Origin of the sequence: Streptomyces sp. SUK 48 (assembly GCF_009650765.1) — a bacterium.
Taxonomy (GTDB): domain Bacteria; phylum Actinomycetota; class Actinomycetes; order Streptomycetales; family Streptomycetaceae; genus Streptomyces.
This window is the reverse complement of the sequence record NZ_CP045740.1, coordinates 4,463,520-4,480,162: the sequence shown is the minus strand read 5'-3', so window position 1 is coordinate 4,480,162 and position 16,643 is coordinate 4,463,520. Positions and strand designations below refer to the sequence as shown.

Sequence of the window (16,643 nt, the reverse complement as noted above, 5' to 3'; positions counted from 1 at the left end):
ACTTCCCGGCGGGCCCCGTTTTCCGTGCGTTCCCTGTGAGCCTGGTCAAGGCGACGGCAACGGAAGGTAAGGCGGAAGCCAGGATTCCCACGGGCCGGCCACGGACTCTTGTTGTCGCGTACTCAACAAGTCATCGTCTTCGTCGTACCGCCGCACGCACCAGCAACGTCCCTGTTCCCACCCCATGTCCGGAACATCTGGAGGCTGCACACATGCGTACGTCCCCCACCGCCACCACCCCGGCCACCGGCCGCAGACGCCGGATCGGCGCCGCCTTCGCGGCCGCCGCCGCGCTCGCTCTCGCCGGGTTCGGCACCGCCGTCCAGGCCGACGCCGCCACCGCCGCACCGGCCGCGGCGACCTGGGCCAAGACCCCCTGCGCCACCCCCAAGCACCAGGGCGAACTCGCCTGCAACTCGCTGCGGGTGACCGGCGGACTCACCGCCTTCCAGAAGCAGCGGGCCGCCGCCGGCATCACGCCCAAGGCCACGACGCCCTCCGGCTACGGCCCCTCCGACCTCCAGTCGGCCTACGGCCTGACCTCCGCCGCCGCGTCCAAGGGCGCCGGCGAGACCATCGCGATCGTGGACGCCTACAACGACCCGAACGCCGAGGCCGACCTCGGCAAGTACCGCTCGTACTACGGCCTGTCCTCCTGCACCAAGGCCAACGGCTGCTTCAAGCAGGTCGGCCAGACCGGCTCCACCACCTCGCTGCCCACCAGCGACTCCGGCTGGTCCGAGGAGATATCCCTCGACCTCGACATGGCCTCCGCGATCTGCCCGAACTGCCACATCCTCCTCGTCGAGGCCAAGTCGGCGACCATGGCCAACCTCGGCACCGCCGTCAACGAGGCCGTGAGCCTGGGCGCCAAGTACGTCTCCAACAGCTACGGCGGCTCGGAGTCCTCCTCCGACACCGGCTACGACACCTCGTACTTCAAGCACCCGGGCGTCGCCATCACCGTCTCCGCGGGCGACGAGGGCTACGGCGCCGAGTACCCGGCCGCCTCCCAGTACGTGACCGCCGTCGGCGGCACCGCCCTGTCCAAGGCGTCCTCCACCACCCGCGGCTGGTCCGAGTCGGTCTGGAACACCTCCAGCACCGAGGGCACCGGCTCCGGCTGCTCCGCCTACGACGCCAAGCCCTCCTGGCAGACCGACACCGGCTGCGCCAAGCGCACCGTCGCCGACGTCTCCGCCGTGGCCGACCCCGCGACCGGCGTCTCCGTCTACGACTCCTACGGCGTCACCGCGGGCTTCTACACCTTCGGCGGCACCAGCGCCAGCTCGCCGATCATCGCCGGCGTCTACGCCCTGGGAGGCACCCCGAGCAGCGGCAGCTACCCGGCCAAGTTCCCGTACGCCAAGGCCGGCACCACCGCGCTGAACGACGTCACCACCGGCAGCAACGGCACCTGCTCCACCAGCTACCTGTGCACCGCCCGTGCGGGGTACGACGGCCCGACCGGCGTCGGCACCCCCGAGGGCGTCTCGGCCTTCACCGGCTGACCGCTCGTCAATCCGCTCTTCCGCGGGCCCCGGTGGCATCGGCCGCCGGGGCTCGCGGCCGTCTTGTCGCGCCCGCGCGTGAGACCATCGAGACGGTCCCTCACCCGACCGGTCGTCACAGACCGTGCCAGGGCGTAAAGGAGGTCAACGACGGAACCACGTGGCAGGTTCCGGTCGGATCTCATTGCCCGGGGTGACCTGCCGTGATACACAGAGTGACCGTACGTGGTATTCGTACGAAACCCACCAGTCAATGACGTCAAGTCGACATACGACGGCGACGTTGTCGGCGACAATGAGTCCGACCTCTGCACACCGCAGGGGGCTCGCGGAACTACCCATCAGGGGCGGTGACTTACATGCTCTTTGCGGCCGACAAGGGAGACATCAACACCATCATCGGCGGGATCGCTCCGGACTGGGGGCCCTTCGGCAGCCTGGGCAACGAGGCCAAGGTGATGATCGAGGTGGTGATGGCGGTGGCCATCCTGCTGTGCCTCGGCATCGCGGTCTGGGGTGCGGCCAAACAGCGCATCGGGGCGACGGCGCTGCGCGACACCTTCAGCGCGGAACAGGGCAAGGGCCTCATCATCGCCGGGCTCACCGGGGTCTTCATCATCGGTTCCCTGGGCACGCTGTTCACCATCGTCTACGGCATGGCGGTCTAGCGCACCCGTGTTCCCCTCCCCTTAGAGGTTGCGTCTCCCTGATGTCGAGTCACCACACCGCGCCCGCGCGGGAACCAGCACGGCTACCGTCGTATGTCTACGAGGCGGAGGGGGCGTACACGGCATGAGTCACGGAGACGAGCAGGGCTACTCCGACTACGGCGGCACGGGGCACACCCGCACGCGCCTGCCCGACCAGGACCCCTACGGCGGCGCCCCCCGCCGCCCCACCCGGTCGCCGTCCCGGGGACTCATCACGGTCGTCGGCGTGGTCGTCCTGCTGATCGCCGCCATCGCCTTCGCCAACCGCGGCGACCACCCCTCCACAAACAGCTCGACCCCCAAGGGCACCCGCCCCCAAGCCGCCCCCACCTCCCCGACCGGCACCCACCCCGTGAACACCAAAACGGGCGGTATCCCCTCGGGCTTCGCCCGGACGCAGCAGGGGGCGGAGAGCGCGGCGGCCAACTATTCGGTGGCGTTGGGATCCGCCGACATGTTCAACACCGCAACGCGGCACGCGCTCGTCGACAGGCTGTACACCCCCGATGCCGCCGCAGGCAGGCAATCGGCGCTGGACAGCGCCTACACGAGCCCGAAGTTCCTCTCCAACATCGGCCTGACGAAGGACGGCACCGCACCGAAGGGCGAGACCTTCGTCTCCCGGGTCGTCCCCGTCGGGACCAAGACCACTGCCTTCTCGGAGGACACCGCCACGGTCGCGGTCTGGTACACCTCACTGTTCGGTCTCTCGGGCGACGCCTCGACCAACCCGGTGACCGAGAGCTGGTTCACCACGACCTACGAACTGAAGTGGGTCGACGACGACTGGAAGGTCAGCGACTTCCAGCAGAAGGACGGTCCCGTGCCCGTAGGCCGCGACCAGCAGGCATCCACCGCCACGGACATGACGAAGGCCGTCGAGGAGTACGGAGGGTTCACGTATGCGCGCTAACCACCGCTTCCTCAAGATCACTGCCGTGCTCGGCACTCTGCAGACGGCCACGGTGCTTCTGGCCGCGCGTGCCTTTGCCGCACCGTCCCCATCACCAACTACAAGCAGCGATCACTGCGACTTGGTGCGCGGCCCCGCCAAGCAGTACTGCGAACAGGGCAACAGCGGCTCCAAGGGTGGCACCGGTTCCGGTTCCAACCCCCTCACCGACACCCTCGACCCCCTCTCCTCCCTCGCGCAAGGTTGTGCCAAGGCCGCCTCCTGGACGGTCAACAAGCTCAGTTCCGCTGTCAAAGACACCGCCAATGTGGACTTCACCAATCAGAAGTTCCTTCAGCAGTACGCCATCGTCTTCGCCGCCTCGACCATCCTCACGCTGCTGCTCTGGCTCCTCGCCGTCGCCAAGCGCGCGGTGCGCGGCGTGCCGCTGACGACCGCGATCTCCGAGGCCGTCGGGTTCCTGTGGCTGACGGTGATGGCCTCGGCGTTCACACCGCTGATCCTGTACACCGTCGTCTCCGCGACCGACAGCGTCACCGACGTGCTGGCCAAGGCCACCGGCGACCAGGCGGACACGTTCTTCGGCACGTTCTCCGGCGCGCTGAACAAGGGCACCGACATCGGCGGCGGCCCCATCATGCTGATCGTCGTCTCCCTGGTGAGCATCCTCGCCGCCGGCGTCCTCTGGCTGGAGCTGGTCATCCGCGCCGCCCTCCTCTACGTCGGCGCCCTCCTCGGCACCGTCGTCTACGCCGGCCTCGTCGACAAGAACATGTGGGGCCACGTACGGCGCTGGGCCGGCATCATGATCGCCGTCATCCTGGTCAAACCGGTGATCGTGATCGTCCTCGGCCTCGCCGGCGCCCTCTCCTCCGGCAACGGACCCGACGCCTTCTCCGCCGTCGTCTCCGGCCTCGCGATCATCCTGCTCGCCATCTTCGCCAGCGCCGCCATCTACCGCTTCGTCCCCGGCTTCGGCGACGAGATCGCGGCCGGCCGCAACAACCGCCTCATGCAGGGCGCCGAGGGCAAGGCCGCCGCCGTCATCAGCTCCCCCGCCTCCCTCGTCGCACAGGGCATCAAGACCCACAGCACCCGCGCCGACAGCAACGCGGCACAGAGCGGCGGCGGCTCCAGCACCCCCCGCCCGGCCAACCCCGCCACCGGCGGCGTCGCCGCGCACAGCAGCCGTACCCCCGGCGGGAGCGGCGGGGCCCCCGCGCCCCGGGCGTCCAGCCCGCTCAACACCCCGCACGCAGGCAACACCCGCAACAACCGCACGGGAGGTGAAGGGCGTTGACGACCGATTCCCACCTGTCCCATCCGGTCACGCCCCGCCGTACGTATCTCATCGGCCGCGCCCGGCCGAACGCGATCGTCGGCCGCAACCGCGAGTCCGGAGAGATCGCGCTGATCATCGTCGGCGCGTTCCTCGGCATGATGTGCGGCCTCCTGGTGCCGACCCTCTCGCTGCGGATCGTGCTGCTGATGGGCTTCCCGATGCTCGCGCTCGCCGCGGTGTACGTGCCGTACAAGCGCCGCACCTTCTACAAGTGGTTCGAGATCAACCGCAGTTACAAGCGCACCGTGAAGCGCGGCGCCACCTACCGCTCCAGCGTCATGGAGGCCGGCACCCGCATCGACGGCGAGGAGGTGGAGATCGGGCCGCCGCCGGGCATCGGACGGATCAACTGGCTCGCCGCACCCTTCGGGCCCGACGAGATCGCCGTACTGCTGCACGCCGACCGCAAGACCGTCACCGCGGCCATCGAGATCGAGGGCCCCGGCGTCGGCCTGCGCGACTCCGAGGACCAGGAGGCCCTGGTCGACCGGTTCGGCACGCTGCTCAAGCACGTCGCCAACGGCGACGGCTTCGTCACCCGGCTCCAGATGCTCGCCCGCACCCTGCCCGCCGACCCCGACGCGCACGCCAAGGACGTCAGCCAGCGCGGCGACGGCCGCTCCCCGGCCTGGCTCCAGCAGTCGTACGACCAGCTCCAGTCGATGGTGTCCACGAGCAGCGAGCAGCACCGCGCCTACCTCGTCGCCTGCATGCACCACAGCCGTGAACTGGGCGCCGAGGCCCAGGCGATGGCCCGCGCCGCCCGTCCCCAGTCCGGCCGCAAGCTCGACCGGGACGCCGGGCTCGCCGTCGTCATGGCCCGTGAGCTGACGGACATCTGCTCCCGCCTCCAGGAAGCCGACATCCGCGTCCGCCAGCCGCTCGGCCAGGGCCGGCTCGCCTCCCTGATCCACTCCATGTACGACCCGGACCACCCCATCGACCACATCCAGGCGATGACCCGGCGCAACGCCTGGCCGGCCGAACTGGACGCCACCGAGCCGATGTTCCTCCAGGCCAAGACCCGCGAGTCCACCACCCGCGCCCCCTGGTGCCACGCCACCGCCTGGGTCAAGGAGTGGCCGATGACCCCGGTCGGCGTGAACTTCCTCGCGCCGCTGCTGGTGCACACCCCGGACGTCATCCGCACGGTCGCGGTCACCATGGACCTCGAACCCACCGAGGTCGCCATCGAGCGCATGCTGACCGAGAAGACCAACGACGTGGCCGAGGCGTCCCGCGCCGCCAAGATGAACCGCACCGTCGACCCCCGCGACATCGCCGCGCACAACCGCCTCGACCAGCGCGGCGAGGACCTCGCGAGCGGTGCGGCGGGCGTCAACCTCGTCGGCTACATCACCGTCTCCGCCCGTACCCCGGAGTCCCTCGCCCGCGACAAGCGGACGATAAGGGCCTCGGCGGGCAAGTCGTACCTCAAGCTGGAGTGGTGCGACCGGGAGCACCACCGCGCCTTCGTGAACACACTTCCTTTCGCCACCGGCATCCGAAGGTAGGGGCTGATTCGCCGATGCGGGATCCGCTGTCCGTCCTCACCGAGGCGTTCACCTCCTTCCTCTTCGGGAAGGTCGAGACGACCCGGCTGCCGGTGCGCACCTCCACGGGCCAGGCCCAGGCGGTCTACCTGCCCACGGCCGCGCCCGGCCTCGGGGACTCCGGCGTCATCATCGGCCGCGAGGTCTACTCCGGGAAGGGCTACATCTACGACCCCTTCCAGCTCTACGGCCAGCAGCTGCCGGCCCCGCACTGGCTGGTCCTCGGCGAGTCCGGCAACGGCAAGTCGGCGCTGGAGAAGACGTACGTCCTGCGCCAGCTGCGCTTCCGCGACCGCCAGGTCGTCGTCCTGGACGCCCAGGGCGAGGACGGGGTCGGCGAGTGGAACCTCATCGCCGAGGAGCTGGGGATAACGCCGATCCGGCTGGACCCCACGGCCGCCCTGGACCACGGCATCCGCCTCAACCCGCTGGACCCGGCGATCACCACCACCGGCCAGCTGGCGCTGCTGCGCACCATCATCGAGGTGGCGCTGGGCCACGGCCTGGACGAGCGCTCCGGCTTCGCCCTCAAGGTCGCCCACTCCTATGTCAACGAGACCATCGTGAACCGCCAGCCGGTCCTCACCGACATCGTGGAGCAGCTACGGCACCCCGAGCCGGAGTCGGCCGAGGCGATGAACGTCGCCCTGGACGACGTACGGGCGTGGGGCCTGGACGTCGCCCTGGTCCTGGACCGGCTGGTCGACGGTGACCTGCGCGGCATGTTCGACGGCCCGACCACGGTCGGCATCGACCTCGACGCCCCGCTGATCGTCTTCGACCTCTCGCACATCGACCGCAACTCCATCGCCATGCCCATCCTGATGGCGATCGTCGGCGTGTGGCTGGAGCACACCTGGATCCGGCCCGACCGCAAGAAGCGCATCTTCCTGGTCGAAGAGGCGTGGCACATCATCAACAGCCCCTTCGTGGCGCAGCTGTTCCAGCGCCTGCTGAAGTTCGGCCGGCGTCTCGGCCTGTCCTTCGTCGCGGTCGTCCACCATCTGTCCGACGTGGTGGACGGCGCGGCCGCGAAGGAGGCGGCGGCGATCCTGAAGATGGCCTCGACCAGGACGATCTACGCCCAGAAGGCCGACGAGGCACGGGCCACCGGCCGCGTCCTCGGCCTGCCACGCTGGGCGGTCGAGATCATCCCGACGCTGACCCCGGGCATCGCGGTCTGGGACGTCAACGGCAATGTCCAGGTGGTCAAACACCTCATCACCGAGTCCGAACGCCCGCTGGTCTTCACCGACCGCGCGATGACCGAGTCCTCCAGCGACCACGCGCCGGACGACGTCCTGCGCGCCGCGGAACTGGAGGCGGAGCAGCGGGCCGCGGCCTTCGTGGAACAGCACCTCGGCGACTCCGAGTCGACGGTGGCGTAGGGAGGCACGGCAGGTGGCACCGGACGCTCGCGCACCCCGGGAGGACCGGCGGGCGCAGGAGAGACAGGGACACGGCGGCATCCCCGACGGGCTGCTGCTCGGCCTCCTCGCCTTCCTGCTCGGCATCACCGTGCTGGTGTGGACGGCGACGGGCCTGGCGGCCCTCTTCGCCCACGGCGCCTGGCCCGGGGGCGTCACCTTCCCGCACACCCCCATGGCCATGCGCCATCTGCTCGGCCGGCCCCACGACCTCGCCGGCGCCTGGCCGGACGCCCCCGCCTCGGGGCTGTCCGGGTGGGGCCTGTTCTGGGGGCTGTTCATCGCCGAGCTGATGGTGCTGCTCGTCGCCATCGTGTTCGTGCTGGGCACGGTGGCGCGCTGGCGGGCCGGCCGGGCCCGGGCGCGGGCCGCCGCCGCGGCACCCGTACCGGAACCGGCGCCCCTGCTCACGCCCGAGCCGGTCGCGGCGGTCGCGGCGCCCGTGGAGGCACCGCAGCGGTACGACGTCCCGGTGCAGCGGCACGAGATGCCGCTGCCGCCGGCCGCGGTCGAACAGGCGCCCGCCGAGCCCGTGTTGACCCAACTCCCCGCGGAGGGACGACCGCGGGCCGGGCGGGAGAAGATCGTCATCGCACCGCCGGACATCCGCCGTACGGCCGCCGCAGGGGCCGTACGGGACGCGGTGGGGCCCGCCCTCGTCGTCACCTCGGACCCGGCCCTGTGGGCGGAGACCAAGGACGCCAGGGCCAAGCTGGGCCCCACCCATCTCTACGACCCGGCCCACCGCTGCGACACCCCGGCCCGCCTGCACTGGTCCCCCACGGCCGGCTGCGCGGACAAGCAGACGGCGCTCCAGCGGGCGACCGCGCTCCTCGCCCCCGTGCGCCCCACCGCGCGCATCGACCAGGCCGTGGTGGACACCGCGACCACCCTCCTGCGCAGCTGTCTGCACGCCGCCGCGCTGGAGAACCGCACCGTCCGGCACGTCCACCGCTGGTCCCAGGGCATCCAGGTGCAGGACGCCGTACGCACCCTGCGCACCCATCCCAAGGCCGCCCCGGGAGCCGCCGGCGAGCTGGAGGCCGCCCTCACCGCGCATCCCGAACGCCGGGACATCGCACAGGAGTTGACCGGCAGGGCGCTCGCCGCGCTCTCCACGGTCAACATCCGCGAGGCATGCACCCCGAACCGAACTGATGCGCTCGCCCTGGATTCCTTCGCCGACGAAGGGGGCACGCTGTACGTAGTCGGTGAATCCATCGAGGACCCGAGGAGCACGCCCGGCGCGATGCCCCTCCTGACGGCCCTCGTCTCCAGCGTGGTCGAGCACGGCCGGCACATGGCCGCACGGTCATCCTCCGGTCGGCTCGACCCACCACTGACGCTGGTCCTGGACGACATCGCCGCCGTCGCCCCCTTCCCCCAGCTCCCGGATCTGCTGGCTACCGGGGACGAGCAGGGCCTGCCGACGTTCGCTCTGTTCCGCTCGCGCGAACAGGCCCGCGCCCGCTGGCCGCACCAGGAACTGCCGGGCCTGCCCGGACTCCCGGTCTAGCGGTCCAGCGGGTCCGGCGGGCGGTCAGCGGTCCCGTACGAACTCCAGCTCGTTCTGCGTCGCGTCCTTCACGAACGGCACCCGCACCCCGCTCGGGCCGAACCCCGCCTTGCGATAGGCGCCCTGCGCCCGCTCGTTGTCCTCGTGCACCAGCAGCCGCACCCGCTCGGCGCCGCGGCCCCACGCCCAGGCCACACCCGCGTCGAACATGGCCTTGATCAGCCCGTTCCCCCGGTGCTCCGGGCGCACATACACCCCGACGACATGCCCCTGCCGGCGTTCCACCGGGAACCCGGCCCAGTCCTCGGTGCCGGCCTCCTCGATCAGCACGGTCAGCGAACCGGCCCATGACCCGTCGGGCAGCTCGGCGATGAACTGCCGTGCCGTCGCCGATCCCTCGCCCGAACCGGCCGCCCGGTCCTGCCAGAAGAGGTCGGCCCTCGCGGCCGCCTCCTCGTACCCCTCCAGGAAGGCGAGCGGCGCGGCCGGATCCCGCAGCGCGTCCAGCCGCAGGCCCCTCACCTTCTCCCACTCCGCGGGGCGTATGGCGCGTACGACGTAGTCCTCGCTGGTCAACCTGGTCATGCCCGCCACCGTAGTGCTGCCGCGGGGGCTCGGCATCCCATAATCTGCCCGCATGACCACTCTTCAGGAACGACCGCACACCGCCGTGCTCGTCATCGACGTCCAGAACGGGGTGGTCGCCGGCGCGCCCGTTCTGGACGATGTCCTCGCGAACATCAACACCCTGGTCGACAGGGCCCGCTCGGCGGACGTCCCGGTGGTGTGGGTGCAGCACCAGGACGAGGACCTGGTGCCGGGCACGGAGGACTGGGAGTACGTCGCCGGGCTGAAGCGCCTCGACACCGAGCCCCTGGTCGCCAAGAGCTACCCGGACTCCTTCGAGGACACCGCCCTCGAGTCCGTGCTCGCCGAACACGGAGTGGGCCGGCTGCTGGTGACGGGCGCGCAGACAGACTGCTGTGTCCGCTCCACCCTGCACGGAGCCCTGGTCCGCGGGTACGACACGGTGCTGGTCGCCGATGCCCACACCACGGAGGACCTCACGGCGTACGGCGCTCCGTCCCCGGAGCAGGTGATCGCGCACACCAATCTGTACTGGAGCAACCAGTCCGCGCCGGGCCGCGAGGCCGGAACGGTGAAGACGGCCGACGTGACGTTCTGAGATCGCCTCTGAAATTGCTCCTGAAACCGCCCTGAACGCAGAAAACCCCCGCACCAATGGTGCGGGGGTCTCCCTAAAAATTGTTCGGCGGCGTCCTACTCTCCCACAGGGTCCCCCCTGCAGTACCATCGGCGCTGAAAGGCTTAGCTTCCGGGTTCGGAATGTAACCGGGCGTTTCCCTAACGCTATAACCACCGAAACACTATGAAACTGACAACCGGCACTTTGGTTGTTCGTGGTTTCAGAACCAACACAGTGGACGCGAGCAACTGAGGACAAGCCCTCGGCCTATTAGTACCGGTCACCTCCACCAGTTACCTGGCTTCCAGATCCGGCCTATCAACCCAGTCGTCTACTGGGAGCCTTACCCCATCAAGTGGGTGGGAGTCCTCATCTCGAAGCAGGCTTCCCGCTTAGATGCTTTCAGCGGTTATCCCTCCCGAACGTAGCCAACCAGCCATGCCCTTGGCAGGACAACTGGCACACCAGAGGTTCGTCCGTCCCGGTCCTCTCGTACTAGGGACAGCCCTTCTCAAGACTCCTACGCGCACAGCGGATAGGGACCGAACTGTCTCACGACGTTCTAAACCCAGCTCGCGTACCGCTTTAATGGGCGAACAGCCCAACCCTTGGGACCGACTCCAGCCCCAGGATGCGACGAGCCGACATCGAGGTGCCAAACCATCCCGTCGATATGGACTCTTGGGGAAGATCAGCCTGTTATCCCCGGGGTACCTTTTATCCGTTGAGCGACGGCGCTTCCACAAGCCACCGCCGGATCACTAGTCCCGACTTTCGTCCCTGCTCGACCCGTCGGTCTCACAGTCAAGCTCCCTTGTGCACTTACACTCAACACCTGATTACCAACCAGGCTGAGGGAACCTTTGGGCGCCTCCGTTACTCTTTAGGAGGCAACCGCCCCAGTTAAACTACCCATCAGACACTGTCCCTGATCCGGATCACGGACCCAGGTTAGACATCCAGCACGACCAGACTGGTATTTCAACGACGACTCCACCCACACTGGCGTATGAGCTTCAAAGTCTCCCAGCTATCCTACACAAGCCGAACCGAACACCAATATCAAACTGTAGTAAAGGTCCCGGGGTCTTTCCGTCCTGCTGCGCGAAACGAGCATCTTTACTCGTAGTGCAATTTCACCGGGCCTATGGTTGAGACAGTCGAGAAGTCGTTACGCCATTCGTGCAGGTCGGAACTTACCCGACAAGGAATTTCGCTACCTTAGGATGGTTATAGTTACCACCGCCGTTTACTGGCGCTTAAGTTCTCAGCTTCGCCCCACCGAAATGGAGCTAACCGGTCCCCTTAACGTTCCAGCACCGGGCAGGCGTCAGTCCGTATACATCGCCTTACGGCTTCGCACGGACCTGTGTTTTTAGTAAACAGTCGCTTCTCGCTGGTCTCTGCGGCCACCCCCAGCTCAGGGAGTAAATCCCATCACCGAGCGTGGCCCCCCTTCTCCCGAAGTTACGGGGGCATTTTGCCGAGTTCCTTAACCATAGTTCACCCGAACGCCTCGGTATTCTCTACCTGACCACCTGAGTCGGTTTAGGGTACGGGCCGCCATGAAACTCGCTAGAGGCTTTTCTCGACAGCATAGGATCATCCACTTCACCACAATCGGCTCGGCATCAGGTCTCACCCTTATATGAATGGCGGATTTACCTACCACTCGGGCTACACCCTTACCCCGGGACAACCACCGCCCGGGATGGACTACCTTCCTGCGTCACCCCATCACTCACCTACTAACCGCTTGGTCCGGCGGCTCCACCACTCCCCTCAACTCCGAAGAGATCAGGGCGGCTTCACGGCCTTAGCATCACGATGCTCGATGTTTGACGCTTCACAGCGGGTACCGGAATATCAACCGGTTATCCATCGACTACGCCTGTCGGCCTCGCCTTAGGTCCCGACTTACCCTGGGCAGATCAGCTTGACCCAGGAACCCTTAGTCAATCGGCGCACACGTTTCTCACGTGTGTATCGCTACTCATGCCTGCATTCTCACTCGTCAACCGTCCACAACTACCTTCCGGTGCTGCTTCACCCGGCAGACGACGCTCCCCTACCCATCACAGCACCCGTTGGGGCTATATGCTGCAATGACACGACTTCGGCGGTACGCTTGAGCCCCGCTACATTGTCGGCGCGGAATCACTAGACCAGTGAGCTATTACGCACTCTTTCAAGGGTGGCTGCTTCTAAGCCAACCTCCTGGTTGTCTGTGCGACTCCACATCCTTTCCCACTTAGCGTACGCTTAGGGGCCTTAGTCGATGCTCTGGGCTGTTTCCCTCTCGACCATGGAGCTTATCCCCCACAGTCTCACTGCCGCGCTCTCACTTACCGGCATTCGGAGTTTGGCTAAGGTCAGTAACCCGGTAGGGCCCATCGCCTATCCAGTGCTCTACCTCCGGCAAGAAACACACGACGCTGCACCTAAATGCATTTCGGGGAGAACCAGCTATCACGGAGTTTGATTGGCCTTTCACCCCTAACCACAGGTCATCCCCCAGGTTTTCAACCCTGGTGGGTTCGGTCCTCCACGAAGTCTTACCTCCGCTTCAACCTGCCCATGGCTAGATCACTCCGCTTCGGGTCTTGAGCGTGCTACTGAAACGCCCTGTTCGGACTCGCTTTCGCTACGGCTTCCCCACTCGGGTTAACCTCGCAACACACCGCAAACTCGCAGGCTCATTCTTCAAAAGGCACGCAGTCACGAGATGCAGCAAGCTGCATCCGACGCTCCCACGGCTTGTAGGCACACGGTTTCAGGTACTATTTCACTCCCCTCCCGGGGTACTTTTCACCATTCCCTCACGGTACTATCCGCTATCGGTCACCAGGGAATATTTAGGCTTAGCGGGTGGTCCCGCCAGATTCACACGGGATTTCTCGGGCCCCGTGCTACTTGGGTGTCTCTCAAGCAAGCCGCTGACATTTCGACTACGGGGGTCTTACCCTCTACGCCGGACCTTTCGCATGTCCTTCGTCTACATCAACGGTTTCTGACTCGCCCTACGGCCGGCAGACCGTAGAAGAGAGATCCCACAACCCCGCACACGCAACCCCTGCCGGGTCTCACACGCATACGGTTTGGCCTCATCCGGTTTCGCTCGCCACTACTCCCGGAATCACGGTTGTTTTCTCTTCCTGAGGGTACTGAGATGTTTCACTTCCCCTCGTTCCCTCCACTTGCCCTATGTGTTCAGGCAAGGGTGACAGCCCATGACGACTGCCGGGTTTCCCCATTCGGAAACCCCCGGATCAAAGCCTGGTTGACGGCTCCCCGGGGACTATCGTGGCCTCCCACGTCCTTCATCGGTTCCTGGTGCCAAGGCATCCACCGTGCGCCCTTAAAAACTTGGCCACAGATGCTCGCGTCCACTGTGCAGTTCTCAAACAACGACCAGCCACCCATCACCCCACCAGACAAACTGGTGAGTGCACTGGGGCCGGCGACTGAGGAGAAGATCAGATCATTCCCTCAGACACCCAACAGCGTGCCCGACCAGAACCCGTCCGAGGATCATGCGTTCCACACTCCGAAGAGCAGTACTAACAGCCCCCGACCCGGATAACCGGCCGAGTAGTCAACGTTCCACCCATGAGCAACCAGCATCAGACATTCGCCGATGTACTGGCCTCTGACCGAACAAAGTCCGGTAAGAAGTGCTCCTTAGAAAGGAGGTGATCCAGCCGCACCTTCCGGTACGGCTACCTTGTTACGACTTCGTCCCAATCGCTGGTCCCACCTTCGACAGCTCCCTCCCACAAGGGGTTGGGCCACCGGCTTCGGGTGTTACCGACTTTCGTGACGTGACGGGCGGTGTGTACAAGGCCCGGGAACGTATTCACCGCAGCAATGCTGATCTGCGATTACTAGCGACTCCGACTTCATGGGGTCGAGTTGCAGACCCCAATCCGAACTGAGACCGGCTTTTTGAGATTCGCTCCACCTCACGGTATCGCAGCTCATTGTACCGGCCATTGTAGCACGTGTGCAGCCCAAGACATAAGGGGCATGATGACTTGACGTCGTCCCCACCTTCCTCCGAGTTGACCCCGGCGGTCTCCCGTGAGTCCCCAGCACCACAAGGGCCTGCTGGCAACACGGGACAAGGGTTGCGCTCGTTGCGGGACTTAACCCAACATCTCACGACACGAGCTGACGACAGCCATGCACCACCTGTACACCGACCACAAGGGGGCACTATCTCTAATGCTTTCCGGTGTATGTCAAGCCTTGGTAAGGTTCTTCGCGTTGCGTCGAATTAAGCCACATGCTCCGCCGCTTGTGCGGGCCCCCGTCAATTCCTTTGAGTTTTAGCCTTGCGGCCGTACTCCCCAGGCGGGGCACTTAATGCGTTAGCTGCGGCACGGACAACGTGGAATGTTGCCCACACCTAGTGCCCACCGTTTACGGCGTGGACTACCAGGGTATCTAATCCTGTTCGCTCCCCACGCTTTCGCTCCTCAGCGTCAGTATCGGCCCAGAGATCCGCCTTCGCCACCGGTGTTCCTCCTGATATCTGCGCATTTCACCGCTACACCAGGAATTCCGATCTCCCCTACCGAACTCTAGCCTGCCCGTATCGACTGCAGACCCGGGGTTAAGCCCCGGGCTTTCACAACCGACGTGACAAGCCGCCTACGAGCTCTTTACGCCCAATAATTCCGGACAACGCTCGCGCCCTACGTATTACCGCGGCTGCTGGCACGTAGTTAGCCGGCGCTTCTTCTGCAGGTACCGTCACTTTCGCTTCTTCCCTGCTGAAAGAGGTTTACAACCCGAAGGCCGTCATCCCTCACGCGGCGTCGCTGCATCAGGCTTTCGCCCATTGTGCAATATTCCCCACTGCTGCCTCCCGTAGGAGTCTGGGCCGTGTCTCAGTCCCAGTGTGGCCGGTCGCCCTCTCAGGCCGGCTACCCGTCGTCGCCTTGGTGAGCCGTTACCTCACCAACAAGCTGATAGGCCGCGGGCTCATCCTGCACCGCCGGAGCTTTACACCATCAAGGATGCCCAAGATGGTCATATCCGGTATTAGACCCCGTTTCCAGGGCTTGTCCCAGAGTGCAGGGCAGATTGCCCACGTGTTACTCACCCGTTCGCCACTAATCCACCCCGAAGGGCTTCATCGTTCGACTTGCATGTGTTAAGCACGCCGCCAGCGTTCGTCCTGAGCCAGGATCAAACTCTCCGTGAATGTTTACCGGTAATCCGGTGACACGTTGGAGAGCGGAACGGTCGGAGGAATAGTCCGACCGTTCACAGCGTCCTCGCTGTGTTTATTTCAAAGGAACCACGTCCCGATCGTGATGACCGGAGACGGGGTATCAACATATCTGGCGTTGACTTTTGGCACGCTGTTGAGTTCTCAAGGAACGGTCGCTTCCTTTGTACTCACCCTCTCGGGCTTTCCTCCGGGCTTCCCTTCGTGTTTCCGACTCTATCAGATCTTTTCTCGATCCGATTTCCTCGGTGCTTTCCAGGTTCTCGCTCTCGCGTTTCCCTTTCCGGCGATTCCGACTCTATCAGATCCTTTCGGCGTCTGACCCCCAGTCAGCGGGGCTTGTCTTCCCGGCCGTTGGGCCGTTCCGACGTCTCAAACCTTAGCGGATCGCTCCGGCAATTCCCAATCGGGCCGCCGAATCCCTATTCGAATTGAATTCGGGCACGCCGAAATCAACCCGGAGGGAGATCGTGCTGTTGGTGTGAGAGTGCCGCTCGAAGCGGCCAAGGTGTCACCGTGGAGACACTAAGGCTCCGTGGCAACCCGAAGAACTATACGGACCGGGCCGAGACGTGTCAACCGCGCCCTGTCAAGATCTTTTCTGCCGCTCAGTCGAGGTCGCTGAGCCGGCCGCCGGCGTCCGGCTGCGCGTGCTCCACCCTGCGCAGAAGCGTGGTGAGCACTTCGCCGAGGACCGAGCGCTCGGCGGCAGTGAGGTCCTGGAGCAGGTCCTCCTCGAAGACGGTCGCGAGGCGCATCGCCTCCAGCCACTTCTCCCGGCCCTCGGTGGTCAGCTCGATGATGACCCGCACCCGGTTGGCCTCGTCGCGCTCCCGGGTGACCAGCCCCTCGGTGACCATCCGGTCGATCCGGTGGGTCATGGCGGCCGGGGTGAGGCCGAGGCGCTTGGCGAGGTCGCTGGGGCCCAGGCGGTACGGGGCGCCGGAGAGGACCAGCGCCTTGAGCACCTCCCACTCGGCGTTGCTGATGCCGAGGGCGGCGGTCTGGCGGCCGTACGCGACGTTCATCCGGCGGTTGAGCCGGGACAGGGCCGACACGATCTTCTCGACCTGCGGGTCGAGGTCCTGGAACTCGCGCTGGTAGGCGGCGATCTGCTCTTCGAGGGTCGGCTCAGTGACGCCGGCGGTGTCGGCCATGGGCCGAGTATGGCACGCGGCCGCTTTGCCTTGAAGTCCTTCACTGTGTACTCTTTAGCTTCGAACTTTAG

General features: G+C 65.9%; 10 protein-coding genes and 3 rRNA genes. 8 read left to right on the top strand and 5 right to left on the bottom strand.

Features of this window, described 5'->3' with window-relative positions; genetic code table 11:
• The first annotated feature begins 212 nt into the window (after window positions 1-212).
• From GHR20_RS19440 to GHR20_RS19410, 7 genes are all read left to right on the top strand, one after another.
• Entirely contained in the window at window positions 213-1,511 is a 1,299-nt protein-coding gene (locus GHR20_RS19440; RefSeq protein ID WP_153813900.1) for a S53 family peptidase, read from the top strand.
• A 359-nt stretch (window positions 1,512-1,870) separates the two neighbouring features.
• Entirely contained in the window at window positions 1,871-2,179 is a 309-nt protein-coding gene (locus GHR20_RS19435; protein ID WP_014673544.1) for a hypothetical protein, read from the top strand.
• 124 nt (window positions 2,180-2,303) lie between these two features.
• Window positions 2,304-3,134, top strand: coding sequence for a hypothetical protein (locus GHR20_RS19430; RefSeq protein ID WP_153813899.1), 831 nt, complete (start codon window positions 2,304-2,306; stop codon window positions 3,132-3,134).
• Complete coding sequence (locus GHR20_RS19425; RefSeq protein ID WP_153813898.1) at window positions 3,124-4,434, top strand: hypothetical protein; 1,311 nt, start codon at window positions 3,124-3,126, stop codon at window positions 4,432-4,434. The genes GHR20_RS19430 and GHR20_RS19425 overlap by 11 nt, the downstream gene beginning before the upstream one ends.
• A complete protein-coding gene (locus GHR20_RS19420) occupies window positions 4,431-5,990 on the top strand; it encodes an SCO6880 family protein (protein ID WP_111584013.1) in 1,560 nt (519 codons plus the stop codon). Before GHR20_RS19425 ends, GHR20_RS19420 begins: the two co-directional genes overlap by 4 nt.
• Window positions 5,991-6,004: 14 nt before the next feature.
• On the top strand, window positions 6,005-7,417 hold the full coding sequence (locus GHR20_RS19415) for an ATP-binding protein (RefSeq protein ID WP_111584014.1): 1,413 nt from the start codon (window positions 6,005-6,007) through the stop codon (window positions 7,415-7,417).
• A 13-nt stretch (window positions 7,418-7,430) separates the two neighbouring features.
• On the top strand, window positions 7,431-8,972 hold the full coding sequence (locus tag GHR20_RS19410; RefSeq protein ID WP_153813897.1) for a type IV secretory system conjugative DNA transfer family protein: 1,542 nt from the start codon (window positions 7,431-7,433) through the stop codon (window positions 8,970-8,972).
• Window positions 8,973-8,996: 24 nt separating this feature from the next.
• Here the strand turns inward: GHR20_RS19410 and GHR20_RS19405 are convergent, their stop codons facing one another.
• Window positions 8,997-9,557 carry a GNAT family N-acetyltransferase gene (locus tag GHR20_RS19405; protein WP_194858924.1) on the bottom strand — a complete coding sequence of 187 codons (561 nt, stop codon included), beginning with the start codon at window positions 9,555-9,557 and terminating at the stop codon, window positions 8,997-8,999.
• A 52-nt stretch (window positions 9,558-9,609) separates the two neighbouring features.
• On the opposite strand from GHR20_RS19405, the gene GHR20_RS19400 reads away from it, so the two are divergent.
• A complete protein-coding gene (locus GHR20_RS19400; protein WP_111584016.1) occupies window positions 9,610-10,158 on the top strand; it encodes a cysteine hydrolase family protein in 549 nt (182 codons plus the stop codon).
• Between the two features lie 82 nt (window positions 10,159-10,240).
• On the opposite strand, the gene rrf is transcribed toward GHR20_RS19400, so the two are convergent.
• The 4 genes from rrf to GHR20_RS19380 form a co-directional block, all read right to left on the bottom strand.
• Window positions 10,241-10,357: ribosomal RNA gene (gene rrf, locus GHR20_RS19395) — 5S ribosomal RNA — on the bottom strand.
• Window positions 10,358-10,429: 72 nt separating this feature from the next.
• A 23S ribosomal RNA gene (locus tag GHR20_RS19390) occupies window positions 10,430-13,551 on the bottom strand.
• Window positions 13,552-13,864: 313 nt separating this feature from the next.
• A 16S ribosomal RNA gene (locus tag GHR20_RS19385) occupies window positions 13,865-15,388 on the bottom strand.
• The 16S, 23S and 5S rRNA genes sit together here, the layout of an rRNA operon.
• Window positions 15,389-16,023: 635 nt before the next feature.
• Window positions 16,024-16,572, bottom strand: a complete 549-nt coding sequence (locus GHR20_RS19380; RefSeq protein ID WP_111585838.1) for a MarR family transcriptional regulator — start codon at window positions 16,570-16,572, stop codon at window positions 16,024-16,026.
• Between the last annotated feature and the right edge of the window lie 71 nt (window positions 16,573-16,643).